The following is a 23,146-nucleotide window of genomic DNA, read 5'->3' as shown; positions in this document are numbered from 1 at the left end:
GGCTGTCGTTTTCGTTGAGGCTCGCCGTCGGCTCATCGAGGATCAGCAACTTGACCTGCCTCGACAGGGCCTTGGCAATTTCCACCAGTTGCTGCTTGCCCACGCCGATGTCCGTGATCAGCGTGGCGGGTGATTCCTTGAGGCCCACTTTTTTCAGCAGGGCCTGTGTCTTGCTATGCGCAGCCATCCAGTCGATCACGCCGCGCTGTGCGGTCTCGTTGCCAAGGAAAATGTTCTCGGCAATGGATAGCAGCGGCACCAGCGCCAGCTCCTGGTGGATGATGATGACGCCCAGCTGCTCGCTGTCGTGGATGCCGAGGAACTGGCGCTCCTGGCCTTCGTAGACGATGTCCCCGCTGTAGGAGCCGTGCGGATAGACCCCCGAGAGCACTTTCATCAAGGTCGATTTTCCGGCGCCGTTTTCACCGACGATGGCATGAATCTCACCCGCGCGCACGCGCAGGTTGACCTTGTTCAGCGCGACCACCCCTGGGAAGGTTTTGCGGATGTCGCGCATCTCGAGAATCGTTTCCAATGCCTGTCCTTTGGTACAAAAATCGCTCCGCAGGTGATTGACACCCATGGGCGTAAACAGTCCCGCGCCTCCCCGGCACGGGACCGTCGTGCTTTCACCCTTCAGCCGGGGTTACTTGATTTGTGACTCTTTGTAGTAACCGCTGCCAATCAGAACCTGGTTCCAGTTAGAGGCATCCACAGCCACCGGCTTGAGCAGGTAAGAGGGCACCACTTTCACGCCGTTGTTGTAGGTCTTGGTGTCATTGATCTCGGGCTGCTTGCCCGAGAGGGTGGCGTCCACCATGTTGGCCGTTACCTTGGCCAGCTCGCGCGTGTCCTTGAAGACCGTCGAGTACTGCTCGCCTTTCAGGATGGACTTCACCGAAGGAATTTCGGCGTCCTGCCCACTGACCACCGGGCAAGGCTGCTGCGCCGTGCAGTAGCCGACGCCTTTGAGCGAGGACAAAATGCCGATGGACAGGCCGTCATATGGCGACAGGACCGCGTGGACCTTTTCCTTGCCGTAGTAGGCCGAGAGCAGGTTGTCCATGCGTGCCTGGGCGACCGCACCGTCCCAGCGCAGCGTGCCAACCTTGTTCATACCCATCTGCTTGCTGCGCACCACCAGCTTGCCGCTGTCGATGTAGGGCTTGAGCACGCTCATGGCGCCGTCGTAGAAGAAAAATGCATTGTTGTCGTCCGGGGAACCGCCGAAGAGTTCAATGTTGAAAGGGCCCTTGCCCTGCTTCAGGCCCAGCTTGTCGACGATGGAAGTGGCCTGCAGCACGCCAACCTGGAAGTTGTCGAAGGTGGCGTAGTAATCCACGTTCTTCGAACCCTTGATCAGACGGTCATAGGCGATGACCTTGACACCCTTGTCGGCCGCGTTCTGCAACGCCTTGGACAGTGTGGTGCCGTCGATGGAGGCGATCACCAGCACCTTCGCGCCCTTGGTGATCATGTTCTCGATCTGGGCAAGCTGGTTCGGGATGTCGTCATCAGCATATTGCAGGTCGGTTTTGTAGCCGCGCTCCTTGAGCACCTTGACCATGTTGTCGCCGTCGGCGATCCAGCGGGCAGAGGATTTGGTGGGCATCGAAATGCCGATGCTGCCTTTGTCTTGCGCCTGGACTGACGGTGCAATACCGAGGGTTCCCAGCACGAGGCCGGCGAGCAGGGTCTGGAGAAATGTACGTTTCATGAAATAGTTTCCTTCTGGAGGTTTGAAAGAGCGCCCCAGTATCGGGGCGCCGGCCCGGATGCTGATCAGTATTTACGCTTGGGGAATTCCTTGGCGGCTACTTCCATCGGAAAAATACCCTCTTCGGTAACGATACGTTTCTGAACGGACTTGCCGGCCTTGATGTCCTTGACTGCCGCCATCAGCTGCGGGCCCAGCAAGGGGCTGCACTCCACGGAGACATTGAGCTTGCCGGCCATCATGGCTTCGAAAGCGCCCTTGACGGCATCGATCGAGATGATGGTGATGTCCTTTGCCGGCTTCATGCCAGCCTCTTCAATCGCCTGGATCGCACCGATAGCCATGTCGTCGTTGTGCGCGAAAAGCACATTGATCTTCTTGCCTTCGGCCTTGAGGAAGGCTTCCATCACCTCCTTGCCCTTGGCCCGGGTGAAATCACCCGTCTGCGAGCGAATGATCTTGAACTTCGGGTCGGCCTTGATGATTTCTTCAAATCCTTTTTTGCGGTCAATCGCCGGCGCGGAACCCACGGTTCCCTGCAACTCAACGATGTTGACCTGGCCGCTTGTGCCCTTCATTTTTTCGACAAGCCAGCGGCCTGCCTTGCGGCCTTCCTCCACAAAGTCCGAGCCCATGAAGGAAACATACAGCGAGGTGTCTTTGACGTTCACGGAGCGGTCAGTCAGCACCACCGGAATTTTGGCGGCCTTGGCTTCACGCAAAACGGTTTCCCAGCCCGACTCGACCACGGGCGAGAACGCGATCACGTCAACCTTTTGGGCAATGAAGGAGCGGATCGCCTTGATCTGGTTTTCCTGCTTCTGCTGGGCATCGGAGAATTTGAGTTCGATGCCGGCGTCCTTGGCGGCCGATTTGATGGATTCGGTATTGGCGGTGCGCCATTCGCTCTCCGCGCCGACCTGGCTAAAGCCCAGCACGATGGGCTTTTGTGCCCATGCTGAAACCGGCAACAGGCCGGCAAGGGGGGCGCAGGCGAGTGCGACAGTGAGGGTGCGGCGATGGATCTTCATTTTGTCTCCTTGGTTGAAATGGAACTGAAAGCTCTCTGGTGATCTTCAATGGCTCAGGCTAGCACGTAACCGGTCTTGACGGTGGTGTAGAACTCGGCAGCGTAGCGGCCTTGTTCGCGTGAGCCGTAACTCGACCCCTTGCGCCCGCCGAACGGAACGTGGAAGTCGACACCCGCAGTAGGCAGGTTCACCATGGTCATGCCGACTTCTGCATGACGCTTGAAATGCATGGCGTGCTTGAGGGAAGTCGTGCAGATGCCTGCACAGAGGCCGAAGGGTGTGTCGTTGGCCAGGGCCAGCGCGTGTTCAAAGTCATCGGCCTGCAACACACATGCTATCGGCCCAAAAATCTCTTCGCGCGCAATGCGGTGTTCCGGCCGGGCCAGGAAGAGCGCCGGATTCATGTAATGCCCCGGTGTCGGGCGCTCCAGCAATTCGCCGCCCCAGACATGCTCGGCACCTTCGTTGCGCCCTATGTCCAGATACGACTGGTTCTGTTCGAGCTGGCTGCGATCAACCACCGGGCCCATTTCGATACCCCGCTCCAGCGCGTGGCCCACCTTGAGCCCGGCAATGCGGTGGCGCAGGCGCGCAACGAATGCATCGTGTACGGGCGCTTCCACGATGAGCCTGCTTGACGCGGTGCAGCGCTGGCCGGTCGAAAAGTACGAGCCTTGCACGGCGCATTCGACGGCCTGGTCAAGATCGGCATCAGCCAGTATCACCAGCGGATTTTTGCCACCCATTTCAAGCTGCACCTTGGCGCGGCGCGCGGAAGCCGACTGAAGGATGCGTTCGCCGGTTGTCACCGAGCCCGTGAAACTCAGCGCATTGACCAGGGGATGGTCGACCAGCGTYTGCCCGACTTCCCGGCCGCTTCCCATGACAAGGTTGAAGACGCCCGCAGGCAGCCCGCAGCGGCTGATGATTTCGGCCAGAGCCCAACCGCAGGTGGGCACCAGCTCGGCCGGTTTGAAAATCACCGTGTTCCCATAGGCCAGTGCCGGCGCGATTTTCCAGGCCGGAATCGCCAGCGGGAAATTCCATGGCGCGATGATTCCCACCACGCCGACAGGTTCACGCGTCACGTCGACCTGAATGCCGGGCCGGACCGATGCCATGGTCTCCCCCTGAACACGCAATGCTTCGCCTGCGAAAAACTTGAATATCTGGCCGGCCCGTGCCGCTTCGCCCACGCCTTCGGGCAAGGTTTTTCCTTCTTCCCGTGACAGCAGCATGCCCAGCTCATCTTTTCGCGCCAGGATCTCGCTGCCGATCTGGTCAAGTACATCAGCCCGGCGTTGCGGCGTGCTGTGACTCCAGTGCGGCAATGCCTCGGCTGCGGCCCGGATCGCAAGTTCGGTCTGGTTGCGGTCGGCACGTGCGTACTCGCTGACCACCTCCCGGGTATCCGAGGGGTTGGTGCTGGTGCCCGTGGTAGTGCCGGTTTCCCAGCGCCCATTGATATAGTGCCGGGCGTTTTGTTGCAGTTCGCCAAATTTCATGAGAGTGAGAGCCTCGTCTTCATAGCGCTGCAGTCTAGAATTAATTTTGATATCAATCCAATCGTTTTTTTGACAAAATAGATATCGTTCTACGCATTCTGGAAAACCCGATGAGCACCTACAACCACTGGTTCATACGCGCACGGCTCAAAACAAGGCAATTGCTGTTACTGGTTGCACTGGCCGAAGAAGGCAATATTCATCGCGCAGCGCAGGTTCTCAGCATGACCCAGCCGGCGGCGTCCAAGTTGCTCAAGGATCTGGAAGATGTTCTGGAGGTACAGCTTTTTGAGCGCTTGCCCCGGGGCATGCGGCCAACCTGGTATGGCGAAACCATGATCCGGCATGCGCGCATGGCACTGGCCAGCCTGAACCAGGCACATGACGAGCTGACCGCACTCAAAACCGGCCACTTCGGCCAGGTCGGCATCGGCGCCATCACGTCGCCGGGCCTGGCCTTGTTGCCGTCTGCGGTGGCCGTGGTCAAACAGGAGCACCCGAGCCTGCGCATTTCGCTGGATATCGAAACCAGCCCGGTGCTGCTGGAGCGGCTGGAGCAGGGCAAGCTCGACATCCTGGTGGCACGCCTCTTTGCCGAACACGACAAGACCAATTTGCGCTATGAGCCCCTGGTCGAGGAGCCGGTGTGCGCCATGGCGAGGCCGGGACATCCACTGCTGGGTGTGTCTGGCCTCACCCTGCGCGACGTGGTGGCCGCCGCCTGGATTGTGCCGCCCGCGGGCAGCGTCCTGCGGCACCGGTTCGAGCTGATGTTCCGCGAGGATGGGCTTGCTCCACCCATCAACGTGGTGGAGTCTTCAGCCCTGCTTTTCATCACGCGCATGCTGCAGCAAAGCGACATGGTGGCCGTGGTCGCGGCCGATGTGGCGCGGTATTACGCCGCGCACGGTATCGTCTCGGTACTGCCGCTGGACATGCCCTGTCACATGGACGCCTTCGGCATCATTACCCGCACCGACCGGCTGCCATCGCCAGCCGCCAAGGTCATGATGAAAGCGCTGAAGACAGCGAGCCTGACACTCTATGGCCGCAGGCTGGAGATGGACTAAAAGTCTTCGCGACTCAGGCCAAGGACACCGCGGAACCGGCTTTGCCGGGCCGCCAGTGTCGCCCCCTGAGGGGCTGAGAGCCGCGGCTCCAAGCCTGCCCGCGCAGGCTTGGACGGCTCCGAAGAGCCGTCGCGTCTGGCGGCGGTACGGGGCGCCGAAGGCGCCCCGGGGGGATTGTTAAACCCAGCCGGCATCCACCGTGAACTCCTGCGCTGTGCACATGGCGGCGTCATCGGATGCCAGGAACAGCACCATGCGCGCGATGTCGTGGGGCAGCAGCTTGTCGGGCAGGCATTGGTTGCGCTGGAGTTCCTTCTCGCCTTCGGCATCCAGCCAGAGCTTGATCTGCCGCTCGGTCATGACCCAGCCCGGCGACACGGTGTTGATGCGGATGCGGTCCCGGCCCAGCGTTTTCGCGAGGCCGCGCGTCAGGCCGTTCACCGAAGATTTGGCGATGGCATAACAAGGGTAGCCTGCGCCCTTGCCTTGCCAGCCGGTGGAGCCCAGGTTGATGATGGAGCCGGCGCCGAGGCGCTGCATGCCCGGCACCACCGACTGGATTGCAAAGAAGGCGGGCCGTTCATTGATCGCGATGCGGTCGTCGTAGTAGGCGGGCGTTACAGACTCCAGGCTGTGGCGGTCATCGCTGGCAACATTGTTGACCAGCACCGAAAAGTCGCCCAGCGTGCTTGCTGCGTCGGTGATTGCCGACTGCAGCGCGGCCACGTCCCGCACATCGCAGGCGCGCCACCATGGGCGGGCGTGCCCCGCATCTGCCAGCTCCTGCGCAAGCGCTTCACTGGCCTCCTTCGCGACATCGATGAAGGCAACGCGCGCGCCCTGCTGCGCAAAGGCTGTCACGATGGCGGCGCCTATGCCGCTGCCTCCGCCGGTGACAAATACCGACCGCTTGTTCAGGCTGGGAAAGACGGAGAGGGTCTCGCTTGCGGGAGCGGCACGCATGGGGGCAGAGCTGGAAATGTTTGACATTGCAAGTTGTGTATCAATTAATATAAAAAGAATAAGTTTCCAACATCACTATGCATTGATATCATCCACCGCGTCAAGAGGCCACCGCACAGCCCCGCAATACGGAGACATTAGTGACATTGATTCCAGACACACCCGCGGGCATGCATCAGCAGCGGCCGGCCATGTTGGTCCCCGGCAAGGTGCATTGCGTCCATCCGGCGGGCGCCCTGCTGGGTGAGGGTACCTTGTGGTCGCCGCGGGAGCAATCCCTGTATTGGGTGGACATTCTTGGCTGCCGCCTGCACCGCTTTCACCCCGCCACCGGCGCGCGCAGCAGCTGGGCCTTTGACGAGGAAATTTCCGCGCTGGCCGAGCGGGCGCATGCGCCCGGTCTGATCGTGACCCTGCGGCGCGGCTTCGCGCTGTTTGACCCCGCTTTGGGCGGCGAACCACACTACCTGCACCAACCCGAGGCTACGTTGCCGGGCAATCGCTTCAACGATGGCAAGTGCGATGCGCAAGGCCGCTTTTGGGCGGGGACGATGGACTTTGACTGCGTGGCCCCCACCGGCGCGCTGTATCGCTATGACCCTGATGGCCGCTGCACGCGCCATGAAGAAGGTTTTGCGGTGACCAACGGCCCCACCTGGTCCGCCGACGGTCGCACCCTGTATTTCAACGATACCGTCAATGGCCGCATCCATGCGTATGACTTCGACAGCGCGGCGGGAACCTTGTCAGGCGGCAAGCGCCTGTGGCTGGCTTTTGCGGCCGGCGACGGCGTACCCGACGGCATGACCACCGACGCCGCCGGCCGCCTGTGGATTGCCCATTGGGGCGGTGCCTGCATCAGCTGCCATGACCCGGTCACTGCACAGGAGCTGTGCCGCGTGCCGCTGCCGACAAGCCATGTGACCAACTGCGCCTTTGGCGGGCCGGACATGCGCACGCTTTTCATCAGCACGGCACGCACCGGGCTGACGCCCGCGCAGCTCGCAGACCAGCCGCTGGCCGGCGGCCTGTTCGCGGTGGCGATTGACAGTCCGGGTCTGCCTGCCGGTTTGTTCGGCGCCTGATATCACGAACAAAACACCATCTACCTGCCCTCACCGTGAAAGATCTTCAATGACCGATTCCGCACATCCTGTAGTCTGGCTGCGCCACGCCGGCCAACGCCTGGGACTGGTTCCCTCGCTCGGCGGCAGTGTGGCTGCCTGGCAGCTTGACCGTCCGCAAGGGCCGCTGGACCTCTGGCGGCCTTGGGACGGCAAAACGGACGATCTCTACCAGACCGCTTCGTTTGCCATGGTGCCGTGGTCCAACCGCATCAGCGGTGGCGGCTTCACGCATGAGGGGCAATTTCACGCCATGCGCCCGAATCGCGCGGGGGAGCCCTATCCCATTCATGGCGACGGCTGGTTGCAGCCATGGCAGGTTTCGCAGCCGGCTGCCGACACCCTGGTGATGACGCTGGTGTCGTATGGGTTCGACGGCAACCCCTATGACTACGAAGCCGTGCAGACCTTCCGGCTGGTTGATGGTGGGCTGAACCAGAAGCTGCAGGTGCGTCACCTGGGCGTCAAGCCGCTGCCGTATGGTTTGGGCGTGCATCCCTGGTTTCCCCGCACCCCGCAAACACGGATTACCGCGCAGGTAGAGGGCCTCTGGCTCTGCGGTGACGATCCGCTGCCGGTTGCGCACACGACCGACTTTCCGGCAAGCTGGAACCTGAACGAAGGTGCGCCAGCCAACGGCCCGCTCATCGACAACGGCTACACAGGCTGGGGTGGCAAGGCCAGCATCGCATGGCCCGAGCTGGGCCTGCAGGTCACGGCCAGCATGCCGGACTTCGCGCGCGACGGCGGTGCTGCACAGCACTTCTGCCTGGTTTACCGGCCGCCGCAAGGCCCCGCGTTTTGTTTTGAGCCCATCACGCAGCCCATCGACGCCTTTCATCTGCCGGGGCAGCCAGGCCTGCGCGAGCTGGGGCCCGGGGAGCAGTTCTCGCTCAACATCCAGTGGCGCATCGAATCCACCGCCGCGCAGGGCTGAACGGCAATACAGGCTTAGACCGCGAACAGATGCTTAAACCAGGCCAGTCAGGCGGCGGGCTGCTTCGAGTACCGGTTTGACGTGGCGTTCTCTGTAACGGGTGTCGGGCATGGTCAGCGTCAGCGCGCCTGCCAGTGCGCCGCCAGCCCCAAACACCGGCGCTGAAATGCCTGCTACCTCGGCCAGGCGGTCACCCACGGCCGTGTAGTAACCCTGTTCGCGGATTCTGGCGTACAGCTGACGGTCTTTTGAGCCACCAGCCCTTACCCGTTCTGCGCCAAACGCTATCAAAATGCGAGCACCTGTGCCGCGGTCGGCGGGTAGCAGGTCGCCGGCCTTGATGTGGTCGCGGATCGGATGCGGCGAGTCCACGCGGTACAGGCACAGGCGGGCCTCCCCCTGGCGCACATGGTAGGCCGCGCTCTCGCCAGTGGCTGCCACCRGTTCACGCAGCACCGGCAGCACCACGCGGTCCAGCGAAAACGAGGCGGCGTAAACACCGTGCAGGCGCGCCACCTCGGCGCCCAGTGCGTAGCGGCCGTCGCCGAGTTTCTGGACCAGCCTCGCATGCTCCAGCGAAGCCAGCAGCCGCAGCACCGTGCTCTTGTAAAGCTGCGTGCGCTCCGCCAACTCTCCCAGGCCCAGTGAGATGTCGCCCGCCCTGAAGGCCGACAGCAGCGACAGGGCGCGGTCCACTGCCGCGGCACCGCCGGGAGCGGCATGGGCGTCTGCAACGGATTCGGTCTGGGCTTTGCGCGGCATGGCTCGATCTCCTGGGCTTTCGTGCCGGTTGCCTGCTTGACAGTGCTTGCAACCTGCTTCATCATTCCATCAGAAAGAATATAGTTCTATCTTACAGAATACCGGAAACGATGCAAACCACCCAGCCCAGCCAGGTGCTGATCAGTGAAGTCGGCCCGCGCGACGGCCTTCAAAGTGTTTCCCGCACCATGGCAACCGCCGACAAGCTGCGCTGGATCACCGCCCTGCATGCGGCCGGCCTTCGCGAGATTGAAGTGGGTTCGTTTGTTCCCGCCAGACTGCTGCCGCAAATGGCCGACGTGGCCGAGGTCGTGCGGCATGCGCTCACCCTGCCCGGCCTCACCGTGATGGCCCTGGTACCCAACCGCCGCGGCGCTGAAGCAGCACTGCAGGCCGGCGTGCACAAGCTGACCATGCCGGTGTCGGCCAGCGCGGCGCATTCGCTGGCCAATGTGCGCAAGACGCGCGAAGAGATGGTCGAAGAAGTGCGGGCCATTGCCGGCCTGCGCCGTGAGCTTGCACCGCAGGTCAAGCTGGAGGCCGCCATCTCGACAGCGTTCGGCTGCACGCTGCAGGGCGTAGTGCCTGAAGACGATGTGATCCGGCTGGCCGCCCAATGCGTCGCTGCCGGTGCTGATGAGTCGGGTTTGTCRGACACGGTCGGTTATGCCAACCCCGCGCAGGTGCGCCGCCTCTTCAGGCGCCTGCGCGCCGAGCTTGGCAACAAGGCAGGCGCTGCGCATATGCACAACACGCGTGGCCTGGGCCTGGCCAACTGCCTGGCTGCGTATGAAGAGGGCGTGCGCACCTTCGATGCTTCGCTGGGCGGCCTGGGCGGCTGCCCCTATGCACMGGGCGCGTCGGGCAATGTGGTCACTGAAGACCTGGTTTTCATGTTTGAAGCCATGGGCATTTCCACGGGTGTGGACCTTGCAAAACTGATGGCTGCGCGCGAGCCGCTCAAGGCCGGATTGCCGGGCGAACCGCTTTATGGCATGACGCCCGAAGCGGGCCTCCCCAAAGACTTTGTACAAGGACGTTTGCATGGCTGAAGCCAGCGTATCCGGCGAACAAGGCCTGCCCTATGCAGGCCTGCGAGTCGTCGAATTCACCCATATGGTCATGGGCCCGACCTGCGGCATGCTGCTGGCCGACCTGGGAGCCGAAGTCATCAAGGTCGAGCCGATCATGGGAGACAACACCCGCAAGCTGCTCGGCTCCGGTGCGGGATTTTTCCCCCTGTTCAACCGCAACAAAAAAAGCATCGCCGTCGACCTGCAGACACCCGAGGGCCGCGAGCTGGTGCTCAAGCTGGTTGCCACGGCCGACATCGTCAGCGAGAACTTCAAGCCCGGCACCATGAAGAAGCTTGGCCTGGATTACGCCAGTCTTTCGCAGCTCAACGAGCGCTTGATCTATGTCAGCCATAAAGGCTTTCTGCCGGGGCCCTACGACCACCGCACCGCCCTCGACGAAGTGGTGCAGATGATGGGTGGCCTGGCCTACATGACGGGCCGCGCTGGCGACCCGCTGCGTGCCGGCAGCAGCGTCAACGACATCATGGGTGGCATGTTCGGCGCCATAGGTGCCATGGCCGCACTGGCCGCACGCGAGAAGACGGGCAAGGGCCAAGAGGTGCAGGCCGCGCTGTTTGAAAACAATGTCTTTCTGGTGGCCCAGCACATGATGCAGTTTGCCGTGACCGGCCAGCCTGCCGCACCCATGCCCAGTCGCATTTCGGCCTGGGCGATCTACGACGTGTTCACGGTCAGGGACGGCGAGCAGATTTTCCTGGCCGTGGTCAGCGACACGCAGTGGGCCGTTTTCTGTGAGGCCTTTGGGCTGCAAGAGCTGCGGGCCGACCCGCGGCTGCTGACCAACAACGAGCGCGTACTTGCGCGCGAGTGGCTGATGCCCCTGCTGCGCTCGCACCTGGCCGGGCACAGCGCCTCCGAACTGGGCGCTGTGTTTGAAAAGCATGCGTTGCCCTTTGCGCCCATCACCCGGCCGCAGGATTTGTTTGACGATCCGCACCTCAAGGCCACGGGCGGGCTGGCGCCCATCACCTTGACTGACGGCGCCCGCGCGGGACAGGAAAGCGCCACCGTGCTGCTGCCGCTGACCCTGGGCGGCAAACGTSCCGGGGTGCGCCTGAACCCGCCCAGGCTGGGCGAGCACACGCGCGAACTGCTGCAGGAGCTCGGTTATGACGAGGACGCCATCCAGGCTCTGCAAGCCAACCGGGTGACGCGCTGAGTTTTGTTGCTATAAAAAATGTAGCTACTCGCGCACAGCTATAAAGGGCTGGTGGCACTTTTCATAAACAACTCGGCACACACGCTGCGCAGCCAGCGGGAGGCCGGGTCGTGGTGGTAGCGGGCATGCCAGTGTTGCTTCACGGTAAATCCGGGAATCGCCAGCGGGCAGGGCAGCACCTGGAGGCCGGCGGCGCGGGCCAGGGTTTCGCCGATGTGGCGCGGCAGCGTGGCGATCAGGTCGGTGGTGGACAAAATGGCCGAGAGGCCCAGAAAGCCCGGCAGCTCCAGCAGCACCCGGCGTGAGATGTTTTGTGACGCCAGGGCACTGTCCAGCAGCTGGTAGCCCGTGCCTGAGCTGATGCCGATATGTGCCTCAGCCTGGTAGACCGACAGGCTCCAGTCGGCGCCCAATTCGCTGCCCACCCGCGGATGCCGGGCATTGGCCAGGCAAATCCAGTCCTGACCGTACAGCGTCTGCTGGTAGAAGCCGGTGTCGAGCCAGGGCAGAAAGCCGACAGCCAGATCGGCCTCGCCTGCTTGCAGGGCATGCGCCAGGCCGGCATCGATACGCGCGGCTTCCAGCGCCACGCCCGGCGCCACCGCCCGCACGTGGGACAGCAGCCGGGGCAACAGCGTGACGTGGCTGGCGTCGGTCATGCAGATGCGAAAGCGCCGCTGCGCCGTAGACGGTTCAAAGGCAGCCTCTGACTGGGCCAGCCGCTGCAACCCGCCCAGCACTTCGCGCACCGTGGCAATCAGCATATCGGTGCGCGGCGTGGGCAGCATCCCCTCGGCCGTGCGCACAAACAGCGGGTCGCCAAGCTGCTTGCGCAGGCGCGCCAGCCAGATGCTGACCGTGGGCTGGCTTTGCCCCAGGGCCTCGGCCGACCGGGTGACGCTGCGGGTGGTGTAGAGCTGGTCCAGCAGCCGCAGCAGCTTGATGTCCAGCAGATCCAGGTCTTTTTCCATACTTCTATTGTTATACGCAATGATTAGTATTGCCTTCATTGCATGGACGACATGGGTGGGTCCACCCAGAATTCGCTCCTGAATCACGAAGGAGTTGTGCAGTGAAGATTTGTGTTCTGGGGGCCGGCGCGCTGGGCAGTGCACTGGGCGGCGTGCTGACGGAGGCGGGCCACGAGGTCTGGCTCATCAACCGCAATGCTGCGCAGGTCGAGGCCCTGAACAGCCGCGGGCTGATCCTGCGCGATGGCGGCATAGACCGTTGCGTGCAGGTGCATGCCGCGATCTCCGCCACGGGCGTGGCCATGGACACCGGTGCGGTGGACCTGGTGATCGTGCTGGTCAAGTCCTTCGACACCCGCCCGGCCATGGAGGCAGCCTTGTCGCTGCTTGGGCCGGACACGGTCGTTCTGTCGCTGCAAAACGGGCTGGGACACGAAGACATCCTGGGCAGCATCGTGGGCCGCGAGCGTGTGCTGGCCGGCAAAACTTATGCGGGCGGCACGCAGCTCGGCGCCGGGCATGTGCTGATTGGAACGCGCGGCAAGGACACCCACCTGGGCGAACTGGACGGCCGCATCACGGAGCGCGTGCAGCGCATTGCCGCCGCCTTCAACGCCGCCGGGCTCGACACCACCGTCAGCCGCAACATCATCGGCACCATCTGGGACAAGCTGCTGGTCAATGTGGCCACCGGCGCTGTCAGCGCCGCCACGCGCCTGCCCTATGGCGAGATGTACCAGGTGCCCGAGCTTGAGGCCTGCGGCATTGCGGCCGTGGCCGAAGCAATGGCGGTGGCGAAAGCCAGCGGCATCACGCTGGCCACCACCGACCCGCGCCAGCCGTGGGTCAAGGCGGGCGAGGGCCTGCCCTACGCCTTCAAGACCTCGATGCTGCAAAGCCTGGAGAAGGGCTCAATCACCGAGATCGACTTTGTGAACGGTGCGGTGGTGCACCAGGGCGCGAAATGCGGCGTACCCACGCCCGTCAACCAGGCCCTGGTGGCCTGCATCAAGGGTATTGAGCGCGCACAGCCTCGTCAACGCGATTCAAAAGAGCACACCATGGCCCCTCACAAACAAAAATCCTATGTAGAACACGTTGCGGTACGCGTCAAAGACATCCGGTGGCACATCAACTTCTTCCTGGAGGTGCTGGGCATGGATGCGCGCGAGGTCGACGGACCCGCCGACGCACCGCACCAATACTGGACGATCGGTGGCCTGCAGCTCATGAGTACGCCCGGCTTTGCCGCGCCGCCGTCCAACGACGCTGGCTGGCTGGCGCATCTGGGCATCATGGTTGACGACCTGGAGGCCGCCTTGACCGAGGCGAAGGCATGGGGCGTCAAGCAACTGCCCCAGGACCGCAACTGGCTGCAGCTGCCCGATGGCCTGGCCGTCGAGCTGATCCAGGCCAGCACCGGCAGCGTGTCTGCTGTATTGGCCGTCAATCCCAGAGCCACCACAGTCTGAAAGGCACCTCATGCCCAACCCCAACATCCAGTTCGCCACGCCGGAAAAATACTGGGACGACGCCAAGGTCGGCGACGAGTGCACCAGCCCGTCCTACACCTTCACCGCCGCGCGCATTGATGCCTACGCCGAACTCACGGGCGACTTCACGCCGGTGCATGTGGATGAGGACTACGCCAATGCCTCGCACTTCGGTTGCCGCGTTGCGCACGGCCTGATGGGGCTGTCGGTTGCCGACGGTCTGAAAACCCAGAGCGAATACCGCTTCCTGCCCGGCATGTCGCTGGGTTGGACCTGGGACTTCCTGCTACCCATCAAAGTCAATGACACGCTGCACGTGAAGTTTCGTGTGGCCAGCATGCGGCCTTCCAAAAGCAAGCCGGGCTGGGGCATCGTGGTGCTGCCGGCCGAGCTGATCAACCAGGCCGGGCAGGTGGTGCAAAAGGGCGAGCACCGCCTGATGGTGCCGCGCCGGTCATCGTCTGAAGAATGACTTGCTATTAAAAACATAGCTGCTTGCGCCCGATATACAAGGACGAACTCAGGTTTTTATGGATAAAACTACACAGGCGCTGCCGCTGGCGGGCATCCGCGTCGTCGATTACAGCCATTTCCTGGCCGGGCCCTATTTGTCGCGCTGCCTGGCAGCCATGGGCGCAGACGTCATCAAGGTCGAGCGGCCCAAGGAGGGGGATGCGGGACGCGCCCACGCTTACTTCATCAAGGGACAAAGCGGCTACTTTTTGCAGCAGAACATGGGCAAGAAGGGTTTGTGCATCAACCTCAAGGACCCGCGCGGCCTGGAAATGATGCACAAGCTCACCGACGCAGCTGATGTGTTCGTCGAGAACTACCGCCCAGGCGCATTGAAAAAACTCGGCCTGGGCTACGAAGAGCTGTCCGGGCGCAACCCTGGCCTGGTGTACTGCTCGATTTCCGCCTATGGCCATACCGGCCCCGACGCGCACCGTGCTGGCTTCGGCCTGATTGCCGAGGCCAAGAGCGGCATCATGGCGATGGTCGGCGAGCCCGGCGGCGTGCCGCCGCTGCTGCGCGTTTCACTGGGTGACATGTACACCGGCATCCACGGCGTGGCGGCGGTATGTGCCGCACTGCTGGGCCGCATCAAGTCGGGCAGGGGCCAGCATATTGACTTGTCCCTGTACGACTGCCTGGTGTCCATGCACGACTATGCGGTGCAGTGCTACACCCTCTCGGGCGGCAAGGAAATTCCGCAGCAAACCGGCCACGACATGCCGCAAAGCACGCTGTACGGCGTGTTTGCCGCCAGCGACGGCTACCTCGTGATTGCCGCGCAGGTCGACGACGCCTGGAAGCGTTTTGCCCTGCTGATCGGCGGTGAAGCACTGGCGCTTGATGCGCGCTTTCACAGCGCTGCGGGGCGCAATGAGAACCGTGCAGAAATACTCGCCCTGGCGAAAGGCTGGGTAGCGGGCCGCACTGTGGCCGAATGCCTGGCCGCGCTGGACGCGATTGATGTACCCAGCGCCAAAGTGCAGAACATCGAGGAAGTGCTGAACGACCCGCAAATTCAGGCACGCAACATGGTGATTGAGCAAGACCACCCGGTGCTGGGAAAAATACGCCTGCCCAACCTGCCTTTCAGGTTTTCGGAGTGCGACACCTCGCCTGCCTGCGTTGCACCCGGCATGGGCCAACATAACCGCGAGATCGCCGCGAGCGTCGGTTATAGCGCTGCCGACATTGACGCGATGGAGCGCGACGGCGTGCTGTATGCAGAGGTGCAGCCATGACCGACCGCTATGCCGTCATCGGTAACCCGATAGGGTTCAGCAAATCGCCGCTGATCCACGGCATGTTCGCGCAGGCTAGCAGGCAGGACATGGAATACACGGCTATCGAAGGGCCGCCAGGCGGGTTCAACGGCGCCGTGGATGCCTTCCGCGCTCTGGGCGGCAAAGGCATGAACATTACCGCGCCCTTCAAGCTCGACGCCTTTGCCTATGCCACCGAACGCTCGGAGCGGGCGCAGCTCGCGGGGGCAGCCAATGCCATGAAGTTTGAAGGCACACGCGTGATTGCCGAAAACTTCGACGGCGTTGGCCTGGTGCGCGACGTCACGCACAACCTGGGCTGCCAGCTGCAAGGCAAACGCGTGCTGCTGCTGGGCGCCGGCGGAGCGGCCCGGGGCGCGTTGCTGCCGTTTCTCGCGCAGGCCCCGGTCGAACTGGTGATTGCCAACCGCACGGTTGCCAGGGCACATGAACTACAGGCCATGGGCGCGGCCCAGGCAAACGTCCGCGGCTGCGGCTATCCGGATCTGGCGGGGCAGACCTTTGACGTGGTGTTCAATGCCACCTCAGCAAGCCTGCGCGCCGAACTGCCGCCGGTGCCGGCGAGCGTGTTCGCTCCCGATTGCCTGGCCTACGAACTGGCGTACGGCAAAGGGCTCACGCCGTTTTTGCGCCTGGCGCAAAACGCGGGAACCCGGCGGCTGGCCGATGGCGTGGGCATGCTGGTGGAGCAGGCAGCCGAAGCCTTTGCATGGTGGCGCGGCGTGCGGCCCGACACACGCGCCGCGATTGAACGCATCACCATTGCGCTGGTATGACATGAGCTCAGCCTGCCCCCTATACTGCGCGAATGGACGAAACAGTACATTCGCAGGCAGCTTCGGCCAAGGTGCGTGCGCGCAAAAGGAAGGCCCCGGTTGTGCAGACGGCCACGCGCACCAACGACCCGGCACGCACGATGGCCGGGATCCTCGAAGTGGCTACAGCCGAATTCGCCGAGAAGGGCCTGAGCGGCGCACGCATCGACGAGATCGCGGCGGCCACCCGGACCAGCAAGCGCATGATCTATTACTACTTCGGCAGCAAGGAGGGGCTGTACCTCGCCGTGCTGGAGGAGTCGTACCGGCGCATGCGCAGCATCGAGGCGGAACTGCACCTGGAAGACCTGCTGCCGGAAGATGCGCTGCGCCGCCTGGTGGGATTTACCTTCGACCATCACCACAGCAACCCGGGCTATATCCGGCTGGTGATGTCCGAGAACATGGAGCGCGGCAGCTACCTGGCGCAAAGCAAAATCATCCAGCAACTCAATGTGCCGGCCATCGATGCCATCCGCAAGCTTTACGAGCGCGGCGTGGCGGCGGGCATATTTCGCACCGGCCTGGACCCGATCGACATCCATGCGTCGATTTCTGCGCTGACATTTTTCAATGTGTCCAACCAGCACACCTTCGGGCTGATCTTCAAGAGCGACACGCAGTCGGGACGCGCCATGACGGCGCGGCGCGACAGCATCATCGAAATGATCGTGCGCTTCGTGCGCAAATAAGTTCCGGATCGCCGCCGGCCAGGGGCGGGGCATGTCGGGTTTCTACCGATTCGTTTAAAACTAACTAGTTCGTACATTATGGGTTAAGGCAATCCTCAACAGGCTTGGCGCTGGACGGCCGCGCGCGCGGCCACGCATAAAAAGGAGACAACATGGACAAATGGATAAACCGGTTTTGCCGGGTACTGGATGGCGTGATTGCGCTGTTCCTGGCACTGATGGTGGTGCTGGTGTTCGGCAACGTGGTGTTGCGCTATGGCTTCAACTCGGGCATCAATCTGTCAGAGGAGCTGTCTCGCTGGCTGTTCGTCTGGCTGACCTTTCTCGGTGCCGTGGTGGCAATCAACGAGCGCGGGCATCTGGGCACCGACATGCTGGTGGGGCGGCTGGGGCCCAGGGGCAAAAAAATATGCCTCGGCATCAGCTATCTGCTCATGCTTTTTGCCTGCTGGTTGATGTTCCGCGGTGCGTGGGAGCAGGTCAAGATCAACTGGACCACCACCAGTGCCGTGATGGAGGTTTCCATGAGCTGGTTCTATGGCTCGGGCATGGTGTTCGCCRTGCTCGGCGGCCTGTTGCTGCTGCGCGACCTGGTCCGGCTGCTCAGCGGCAAGACCGGGGACGGCGAGCTGATGATGATCAGGGAATCCGAAGACCAACCGCACGAAGGAGGTCCGGCATGACCATCGCTATATTCCTCGGATCGCTGCTTGCCGCCATGGCGCTGGGCATCCCGATCGCGTTCTCCCTGCTGCTGTGTGGTGCTGCATTGATGTGGCATCTCGACATGTTCGACGCGCAGATCCTGGCACAGAACGTCGTGAACGGCGCCGACAGCTTTCCGCTGCTGGCCGTGCCCTTTTTCATGCTCGCCGGAGAAGTCATGAACGCGGGCGGCCTGTCGCGCCGCATCGTCAACCTCGCCATGGCCCTGGTCGGCCACATCAAGGGCGGTCTGGGCTATGTCACGATCGTGGCGGCAGTCATCATGGCGGCGCTGTCGGGCTCTGCAGTGGCCGATGCGGCTGCGCTGGCGTCGCTTTTACTGCCCATGATGGTGGCCGCCGGCCATGACAAGGCGCGCTCTGCAGGGCTGATTGCATCGGCGGGCATCATCGCGCCGGTCATCCCGCCTTCGATTGCCTTTGTCATCTTCGGTGTGGCAGCCAATGTGTCAATTTCCAAATTGTTCCTGGCCGGCATCTTTCCAGGTCTCTTGCTGGGGTTGTCGCTGTGGCTCACCTGGTGGTGGCTGGTGCGCAAGGAAGTGGTGAAGGCCCCGCCGCGCAAGAGCCGTGCAGAAGTCCTGGTGGCGTTGAAGGAGTCGACCTGGGCGCTGGTGCTGCCGCTGATTGTGGTGTTCGGCCTGAAGTTCGGCATCTTCACGCCGACCGAGGCCGCCGTGGTTGCCGCGGTGTACGCAACGCTGGTTTCCGTACTCGTCTACAAGGAACTCACGCTCAGGAAGCTCTACCCGCTGTTCGTGGGCGCCGCCAAGACCAGCGCGATCGTGATGTTCCTGGTGGCTGCGGCCATGGTGTCGGCCTGGCTGATCACGGTGGCGCAGATACCGGGCCAGGTGGTTGCCCTGTTGCAGCCGCTTCTGGACAGCCCGAAGTTGCTGATGCTGGCCATCATGGTGCTGGTGATGGTGGTGGGAACCGCGCTGGACATGACACCCACCATCTTGCTGCTGACGCCGGTGCTCATGCCGGTCGTCAAGGCCGCCGGCATCGACCCGGTGTACTTTGGCGTGCTGTTCATCATCAACAACGCCATCGGGCTGATCACCCCGCCGGTGGGCACGGTGCTGAACACGGTGGCCGGGGTGGGCAAGGTGAGCATGGACGAAGTCACCAAGGGCGTGTTGCCCTTCATGTGGGCCCAGTTCGCCATCATGTTCCTGATGGTGGCTTTTCCGCAAATCGTCATCATCCCGGCGCGCTGGTTCTACGGCGGCTGACAACTTTCCGTGCTGCCGGGCGTGCTGGGTACGCCACGGCCGGCAGCCACGTCAAAGCGTACCGTGACACCTCATCCCCTCAAAAAACCGGAGACAACCATGAAACGCCTCTTTATCAAATCCGTCCTCGCCACCGTCGCCCTGGCGGCCTTCGGCATGGCCTCGGCCCAGGACATCAAGGAACGCACCGTCAAGTTTGCTACGCAAAACCCGGACGGCCACCCGATTGTGATGGGCATGAAAAAATTCGCTGAAACCGTGGCAGCGAAATCGGGCGGCAAGATCAAGGTCAACCTCTTCCCCGGCGGTGTGCTGGGCGGTGACGCGCCGAACATCTCCGCGCTGCAAGGCGGCACGCTGGAAATGGTGGTGATGAATTCCGGCATCCTGGCCAGCCAGGCCAAGGAATTTGCCGTTTTTGATTTTCCGTTCATGTTTGCCAGCTCGCAGGAAGCCGATGCCGTGGTGGACGGGCCCTTCGGGAAAATGATGCTCTCCAGGCTCGATGCCAAAAACATCCATGGGCTGGCCTACTGGGAACTCGGTTTTCGCAACATCACCAACAGCAAGCGCCCCATCACCAAGGTGGACGACATTGCCGGCCTGAAACTGCGCGTGATTCCCAATGCCATCAACATCGATTGGGTGACCGCCCTGGGCGCCAACCCGACGCCCATGGCTTTTCCCGAGGTCTATGCCGCGATGGAACAGAAAGCCATTGACGGCCATGAAAACCCGTTCACGGTCATCAACGCGAACAAGTTCTACGAAGTGCAAAAGTACCTGGCGGTGACCAACCACCAGTACAACCCGCAAACCGTGATCGTCAGCAAAAAGCTGTGGGACATCCTGAGCAATGATGAGAAAAAAATCTTCTCGGATGCGGCCGCCGAAGCTGCTGTGTACCAGCGCAAGGCCTCGCGTGAACAGTCCGGCACTGCGCTCGAAAACCTGAAGAAGAACGGCATGCAGGTCAGCGAGTTCAGCCCCGCAGAAATGGCCAAATTCCGCGAGAAGATGAAGCCCGTGATCGAGAAGCACTCGGCCATCGTGGGTGCCGATGTGGTCGGCGCACTGCAGGCAGAGCTTGCCAAACTGCGCAAATAGGATTTCACGCCCGGCCGGCCTGGCGCGCCGGCCGGCCTGTTCTTTCATTCCGGTTCCGGGTATCTTTCCTTCATGAGCAAAATCCGCATTGCTGTCGCAGGGGCCGGTTACATCGGCCTGGCCCACATGGGTGTGGCTCAAGAGAGCCCTACCTGCATTCTTTCGGCCATTGTCGATCCCGCGCCGGCAGCAAAGGCCATCGCCGCCAAGGCGGGTGTGCCCCTCTACCAATCGCTGGACGAGCTGTTCACCAGAGACCGGCCCGACGGCGTGATCCTTGCGACGCCGAACCAGCTGCACGTGCCGCAGGCCCTGCAGTGCATCAAGGCGGGCGTTCCCATCCTGCTGGAAAAACCCATCGCACCCACGCTGGCCGAAGGCGAACAGCTGGTCAAGGCGGTCGCTGAAACGGGCGCCAAGGTACTGATCGGCCACCATCGCGCGCACAGCCCCATCATGGCCAAGGCGAAAGAAATCGTGGACTCGGGCCAGCTCGGCAAGCTGGTCGCGGTGATGGGCAGTGCCACATTCTTCAAGCCTGACCGCTACTACGACGATGCACCCTGGCGCCGCGAAGTCGGCGGCGGCCCCATTTTGCTGAACATGATCCATGAGGTGCATAACCTGCGCATGCTGTGCGGTGACATTGTGGCGGTGCAGGCTTTCTCCTCGAACGCGACGCGCGGCTTTCCAGTGGAAGATACGGTGGCCATCAATCTGCGTTTTGCCAGCGGCGCGCTGGGCAGCTTCATGTTGTCGGACACCGCCGCCTGCGCGCGCAGCTGGGAGCAAACCTCCCAGGAAAACAAGGCCTACCCAAGCTATGGCGACGAAGACTGTTACGTCATTTCCGGCACCAACGGAAGCCTGTCGGTTCCGACCATGCGCCTGAAAACCTACCCCAGGCCGGAAGATCGTTCCTGGTGGAAGCCATTTGACGAGAGCGTGGCCGACATGGTGCGCGACGATCCACTCAAGCACCAGCTGGAGCACTTCGGCGCCGTCATTCGTGGTGCAGCACCGCCGCTGGTCAGTGCCCGCGACGGCCTGCTGAACCTGCGCGTCACCGAGGCCATCGCCCAGGCCGCCCAAACCGGCCAGGTGATCGAGTTGCCCGTTGTTTAAGCAGCTCGACCCTCCCACATACAAATCAAATCACCACAAACAACGTCAACCACCAGGAAAGAAATCACCATGAAAGTGCTCATGCTTCACGGCATCAACCACAACATGTTCGGCAAACGCGACCCGGCGCAGTACGGCACCATCACGCTGGACGAAATCAACACCAGCCTGCAGGCTTTGGGCCGGGAGCTCGGCGCCGAGGTGGAACATTTCCAGACCAACAGCGAATGCGACATGTGCGAACGGATTCACCAGGCATTCACCGACAAGGTCGACGCCGTGCTGATCAACGCCGGCGCCTGGACGCATTACAGCTACGGCATCCGCGACGCGCTGGCCATCCTCACCGTGCCGGTTGTCGAGCTTCACATGTCGAACATCCACGCCCGTGAGCCTTTCCGCCATGTGTCGGTGTTCGCCGAAATCGTCAAGGGGCAGATCTGCGGCTTTGGCGCTGACAGCTACCTGCTGGCTTTGCGCGCCGCTGTTTCGGCGATCAATGCCGCAAGGGTTTCGTAAATCATCAGAAAGAGAGCGGCCATGTCACAGGAGTTCGCTGGAAAAGTCATCGTCATAAGTGGCGCCAGCCGGGGCATTGGCCATGGCATCGCCGCTGCGTTTGCTGCACGCGGTGCGCAGACCGTTTTGGCCGCATCGTCCATTGAGAACCTGAAGACTGCCGCGGATGCGATTGCCAGTACCGGAGCAATCCGCCCTGAGATATGCGCTGCGGATCTTCGAGGCGAAGAAGGTTGCAAAGCGGTATTCACCCTGGTGTCCGAAAGATTTGGGCGCTGTGACGTGTTGGTCAATTCCGCGGGTGCCACGCGCGCCGGTGCGTTTCTGGACCTTCCGGAGGACGCATGGCATGACGGCTTTGCATTGAAGTTCTTCGGCTGTGTGAACCTGTGCCGCCTGTTCTGGCCGATGCTGAAAACTGCGGGTGGGCACGTTGTCAACATCATTGGCGGCGCTGCCCGTACGCCCGACCCGGGCTTCCTGATCGGTGGGTCGGTCAACGCTGCGATGCACAACTTCACCAAGGGCCTGTCCGGTCTTGGAAAGCGGGACGGCGTCAATGTCAACGCCATTCTTCCGGGCTTGACTGAAACAGGCCGTGTAGCGCAGCTGTTTCAGCAGCGTGCAGCCGCAAGTGGAAAACCCGTCGAAGAAGAACGACAAGCGCAAATCGCACGCGAGGGACTCAGCCGGTTGGGTACGCCCGAGGATGTCGCCGCACTTGCGATATTCCTGTGTTCGGAGAGTGCCCGCCACATTCAAGGYACGGCCATCGCTGTGGACGGCGGTGGCACCCCTGGCCTGTATTGATCGTCAAAAGCGTCTTTGTTGCCGGCGAATGACCGTCAGCACTGATTATTCGGCGTTATTTTCAACAGCGGTTTTAACTGCAAATTTCTGGAATCTCCATGATCAACGGCCATACCGAACTCATCGCCCACATCGGCTACCCGACGCATTCCTTCAAGGCGCCGATGATCTACAACCCCTACTTTGAACAGGCGGGAGTGAACGCGGTGGTCGTGCCCATGGGTTGCAAGGCCGAAGACTACCCGGCCTTTCTGCGGTCGGTATCTTGCCTGGAGAATTTCCGCGGCGCGCTGATCACCATGCCGCACAAGGTCACGACAGTCGATTTGCTGGACGAAGCCACACCCACGGTACGCATCGCCGGCGCCTGCAATGCCGTCAAGCGCGACGCGAACGGCAAGCTCGTGGGCGACATGTTCGATGGGGAGGGCTTTGTGCGCGGTGTGCAGCGCAAGGGCTTTGATCCGCGCGGCAAACGTGCCCTGGTCGT

At 62.3% G+C, this 23,146-nt stretch carries 24 protein-coding genes and 1 pseudogene; 18 read left to right on the top strand and 7 right to left on the bottom strand.

Annotated features, from left to right (window positions below; all coding sequences use genetic code 11):
* From AC1D1P_RS01465 to AC1D1P_RS01450, 4 genes are all read right to left on the bottom strand, one after another.
* Nucleotides 1-517 (bottom strand): ATP-binding cassette domain-containing protein (locus AC1D1P_RS01465; protein WP_477671880.1); only part of this gene is annotated, 517 nt, incomplete at its 3' end.
* A gap of 129 nt (nucleotides 518-646) precedes the next feature.
* The gene (gene chvE / locus AC1D1P_RS01460; protein WP_457282346.1) at nucleotides 647-1,717 is read right to left on the bottom strand and encodes a multiple monosaccharide ABC transporter substrate-binding protein; all 1,071 of its coding nucleotides are present in this window, start codon (nucleotides 1,715-1,717) and stop codon (nucleotides 647-649) included.
* Between the two features lie 65 nt (nucleotides 1,718-1,782).
* Nucleotides 1,783-2,748 (bottom strand): ABC transporter substrate-binding protein, encoded by a 966-nt coding sequence (locus tag AC1D1P_RS01455; protein WP_477670684.1) that lies wholly within the window; start codon nucleotides 2,746-2,748, stop codon nucleotides 1,783-1,785.
* Nucleotides 2,749-2,801: 53 nt separating this feature from the next.
* Nucleotides 2,802-4,253 (bottom strand): aldehyde dehydrogenase family protein, encoded by a 1,452-nt coding sequence (locus AC1D1P_RS01450; protein ID WP_477670683.1) that lies wholly within the window; start codon nucleotides 4,251-4,253, stop codon nucleotides 2,802-2,804.
* A gap of 110 nt (nucleotides 4,254-4,363) precedes the next feature.
* Between AC1D1P_RS01450 and AC1D1P_RS01445 the strand changes: the two genes are divergently transcribed.
* On the top strand, nucleotides 4,364-5,323 hold the full coding sequence (locus AC1D1P_RS01445) for a LysR family transcriptional regulator (protein ID WP_477670682.1): 960 nt from the start codon (nucleotides 4,364-4,366) through the stop codon (nucleotides 5,321-5,323).
* A 177-nt stretch (nucleotides 5,324-5,500) separates the two neighbouring features.
* On the opposite strand, the gene AC1D1P_RS01440 is transcribed toward AC1D1P_RS01445, so the two are convergent.
* A complete protein-coding gene (locus AC1D1P_RS01440; protein WP_477671877.1) occupies nucleotides 5,501-6,286 on the bottom strand; it encodes an SDR family NAD(P)-dependent oxidoreductase in 786 nt (261 codons plus the stop codon).
* Nucleotides 6,287-6,456: 170 nt separating this feature from the next.
* Between AC1D1P_RS01440 and AC1D1P_RS01435 the strand changes: the two genes are divergently transcribed.
* Entirely contained in the window at nucleotides 6,457-7,371 is a 915-nt protein-coding gene (locus AC1D1P_RS01435) for an SMP-30/gluconolactonase/LRE family protein (RefSeq protein WP_477671879.1), read from the top strand.
* Between the two features lie 49 nt (nucleotides 7,372-7,420).
* Nucleotides 7,421-8,347, top strand: coding sequence for an aldose 1-epimerase (locus AC1D1P_RS01430; RefSeq protein ID WP_477671876.1), 927 nt, complete (start codon nucleotides 7,421-7,423; stop codon nucleotides 8,345-8,347).
* Between the two features lie 33 nt (nucleotides 8,348-8,380).
* On the opposite strand, the gene AC1D1P_RS01425 is transcribed toward AC1D1P_RS01430, so the two are convergent.
* Nucleotides 8,381-9,109, bottom strand: a complete 729-nt coding sequence (locus AC1D1P_RS01425; protein ID WP_477671875.1) for an IclR family transcriptional regulator — start codon at nucleotides 9,107-9,109, stop codon at nucleotides 8,381-8,383.
* A gap of 110 nt (nucleotides 9,110-9,219) precedes the next feature.
* Here AC1D1P_RS01425 and AC1D1P_RS01420 point away from each other — a divergent pair, with 110 nt between their 5' ends.
* Together AC1D1P_RS01420 and AC1D1P_RS01415 are read left to right on the top strand one after the other, a co-directional pair.
* Nucleotides 9,220-10,161 (top strand): hydroxymethylglutaryl-CoA lyase, encoded by a 942-nt coding sequence (locus tag AC1D1P_RS01420; protein WP_477671874.1) that lies wholly within the window; start codon nucleotides 9,220-9,222, stop codon nucleotides 10,159-10,161.
* On the top strand, nucleotides 10,154-11,365 hold the full coding sequence (locus tag AC1D1P_RS01415) for a CaiB/BaiF CoA transferase family protein (protein WP_477671873.1): 1,212 nt from the start codon (nucleotides 10,154-10,156) through the stop codon (nucleotides 11,363-11,365). Before AC1D1P_RS01420 ends, AC1D1P_RS01415 begins: the two co-directional genes overlap by 8 nt.
* Nucleotides 11,366-11,403: 38 nt before the next feature.
* Here AC1D1P_RS01415 and AC1D1P_RS01410 read toward each other — a convergent pair whose 3' ends face one another.
* A complete protein-coding gene (locus AC1D1P_RS01410; RefSeq protein WP_477671872.1) occupies nucleotides 11,404-12,336 on the bottom strand; it encodes a LysR family transcriptional regulator in 933 nt (310 codons plus the stop codon).
* Nucleotides 12,337-12,437: 101 nt separating this feature from the next.
* Between AC1D1P_RS01410 and AC1D1P_RS01405 the strand changes: the two are divergent.
* The 13 genes and pseudogenes from AC1D1P_RS01405 to AC1D1P_RS01345 all read left to right on the top strand — a co-directional run.
* A pseudogene (locus AC1D1P_RS01405) lies at nucleotides 12,438-13,379 on the top strand (ketopantoate reductase family protein); the annotation flags it as partial.
* Nucleotides 13,380-13,397: 18 nt separating this feature from the next.
* Nucleotides 13,398-13,808, top strand: coding sequence for a VOC family protein (locus tag AC1D1P_RS01400; protein WP_477671878.1), 411 nt, complete (start codon nucleotides 13,398-13,400; stop codon nucleotides 13,806-13,808).
* A gap of 10 nt (nucleotides 13,809-13,818) precedes the next feature.
* Nucleotides 13,819-14,301: a MaoC family dehydratase gene (locus AC1D1P_RS01395; protein ID WP_477671871.1), complete on the top strand. Its 483-nt coding sequence runs from the start codon at nucleotides 13,819-13,821 to the stop codon at nucleotides 14,299-14,301.
* A 58-nt stretch (nucleotides 14,302-14,359) separates the two neighbouring features.
* Complete coding sequence (locus tag AC1D1P_RS01390) at nucleotides 14,360-15,583, top strand: CaiB/BaiF CoA transferase family protein (protein WP_477671870.1); 1,224 nt, start codon at nucleotides 14,360-14,362, stop codon at nucleotides 15,581-15,583.
* Nucleotides 15,580-16,401, top strand: coding sequence for a shikimate dehydrogenase (gene aroE / locus AC1D1P_RS01385; RefSeq protein ID WP_477671869.1), 822 nt, complete (start codon nucleotides 15,580-15,582; stop codon nucleotides 16,399-16,401). Before AC1D1P_RS01390 ends, aroE begins: the two co-directional genes overlap by 4 nt.
* Before the next feature lie 32 nt (nucleotides 16,402-16,433).
* Nucleotides 16,434-17,132: a TetR/AcrR family transcriptional regulator gene (locus AC1D1P_RS01380; protein ID WP_477670673.1), complete on the top strand. Its 699-nt coding sequence runs from the start codon at nucleotides 16,434-16,436 to the stop codon at nucleotides 17,130-17,132.
* 152 nt (nucleotides 17,133-17,284) lie between these two features.
* The gene (locus AC1D1P_RS01375; protein WP_477671868.1) at nucleotides 17,285-17,815 is read left to right on the top strand and encodes a TRAP transporter small permease; all 531 of its coding nucleotides are present in this window, start codon (nucleotides 17,285-17,287) and stop codon (nucleotides 17,813-17,815) included.
* Entirely contained in the window at nucleotides 17,812-19,095 is a 1,284-nt protein-coding gene (locus tag AC1D1P_RS01370) for a TRAP transporter large permease subunit (RefSeq protein WP_457282361.1), read from the top strand. The genes AC1D1P_RS01375 and AC1D1P_RS01370 overlap by 4 nt, the downstream gene beginning before the upstream one ends.
* 99 nt (nucleotides 19,096-19,194) lie before the next feature.
* Nucleotides 19,195-20,202 (top strand): TRAP transporter substrate-binding protein, encoded by a 1,008-nt coding sequence (locus AC1D1P_RS01365; RefSeq protein WP_477671867.1) that lies wholly within the window; start codon nucleotides 19,195-19,197, stop codon nucleotides 20,200-20,202.
* Nucleotides 20,203-20,274: 72 nt separating this feature from the next.
* Nucleotides 20,275-21,327, top strand: coding sequence for a Gfo/Idh/MocA family protein (locus AC1D1P_RS01360; RefSeq protein WP_477671866.1), 1,053 nt, complete (start codon nucleotides 20,275-20,277; stop codon nucleotides 21,325-21,327).
* Between the two features lie 69 nt (nucleotides 21,328-21,396).
* A complete protein-coding gene (aroQ, locus tag AC1D1P_RS01355) occupies nucleotides 21,397-21,846 on the top strand; it encodes a type II 3-dehydroquinate dehydratase (protein ID WP_477647179.1) in 450 nt (149 codons plus the stop codon).
* A gap of 21 nt (nucleotides 21,847-21,867) precedes the next feature.
* Nucleotides 21,868-22,656 (top strand): SDR family oxidoreductase, encoded by a 789-nt coding sequence (locus AC1D1P_RS01350; protein ID WP_477670668.1) that lies wholly within the window; start codon nucleotides 21,868-21,870, stop codon nucleotides 22,654-22,656.
* Between the two features lie 98 nt (nucleotides 22,657-22,754).
* The coding region (locus tag AC1D1P_RS01345) for a shikimate dehydrogenase family protein (protein ID WP_477671865.1) at nucleotides 22,755-23,146 on the top strand (392 nt) is incomplete at its 3' end.

This window comes from Polaromonas sp. P1_E1_2 (assembly GCF_056406035.1).
This window is presented reverse-complemented; position numbering and strand designations above follow the sequence as displayed.

What these genes read in the sequence shown, in the direction of transcription:
- AC1D1P_RS01360 (WP_477671866.1), top strand. Translation starts at nt 20,275, where the DNA reads ATGAGCAAAATCCGCATTGCTGTCGCAGGGGCCGGTTACATCGGCCTG.
- AC1D1P_RS01435 (WP_477671879.1), top strand. Translation starts at nt 6,457, where the DNA reads ATGCATCAGCAGCGGCCGGCCATGTTGGTCCCCGGCAAGGTGCATTGC.
- aroE (WP_477671869.1), top strand. Translation starts at nt 15,580, where the DNA reads ATGACCGACCGCTATGCCGTCATCGGTAACCCGATAGGGTTCAGCAAA.
- AC1D1P_RS01445 (WP_477670682.1), top strand. Translation starts at nt 4,364, where the DNA reads ATGAGCACCTACAACCACTGGTTCATACGCGCACGGCTCAAAACAAGG.
- AC1D1P_RS01380 (WP_477670673.1), top strand. Translation starts at nt 16,434, where the DNA reads ATGGACGAAACAGTACATTCGCAGGCAGCTTCGGCCAAGGTGCGTGCG.
- AC1D1P_RS01430 (WP_477671876.1), top strand. Translation starts at nt 7,421, where the DNA reads ATGACCGATTCCGCACATCCTGTAGTCTGGCTGCGCCACGCCGGCCAA.
- AC1D1P_RS01455 (WP_477670684.1), bottom strand. Translation starts at nt 2,748, where the DNA reads ATGAAGATCCATCGCCGCACCCTCACTGTCGCACTCGCCTGCGCCCCC.
- aroQ (WP_477647179.1), top strand. Translation starts at nt 21,397, where the DNA reads ATGAAAGTGCTCATGCTTCACGGCATCAACCACAACATGTTCGGCAAA.
- AC1D1P_RS01395 (WP_477671871.1), top strand. Translation starts at nt 13,819, where the DNA reads ATGCCCAACCCCAACATCCAGTTCGCCACGCCGGAAAAATACTGGGAC.
- AC1D1P_RS01440 (WP_477671877.1), bottom strand. Translation starts at nt 6,286, where the DNA reads ATGCGTGCCGCTCCCGCAAGCGAGACCCTCTCCGTCTTTCCCAGCCTG.
- chvE (WP_457282346.1), bottom strand. Translation starts at nt 1,717, where the DNA reads ATGAAACGTACATTTCTCCAGACCCTGCTCGCCGGCCTCGTGCTGGGA.
- AC1D1P_RS01410 (WP_477671872.1), bottom strand. Translation starts at nt 12,336, where the DNA reads ATGGAAAAAGACCTGGATCTGCTGGACATCAAGCTGCTGCGGCTGCTG.
- AC1D1P_RS01400 (WP_477671878.1), top strand. Translation starts at nt 13,398, where the DNA reads ATGGCCCCTCACAAACAAAAATCCTATGTAGAACACGTTGCGGTACGC.
- AC1D1P_RS01390 (WP_477671870.1), top strand. Translation starts at nt 14,360, where the DNA reads ATGGATAAAACTACACAGGCGCTGCCGCTGGCGGGCATCCGCGTCGTC.
- AC1D1P_RS01370 (WP_457282361.1), top strand. Translation starts at nt 17,812, where the DNA reads ATGACCATCGCTATATTCCTCGGATCGCTGCTTGCCGCCATGGCGCTG.
- AC1D1P_RS01365 (WP_477671867.1), top strand. Translation starts at nt 19,195, where the DNA reads ATGAAACGCCTCTTTATCAAATCCGTCCTCGCCACCGTCGCCCTGGCG.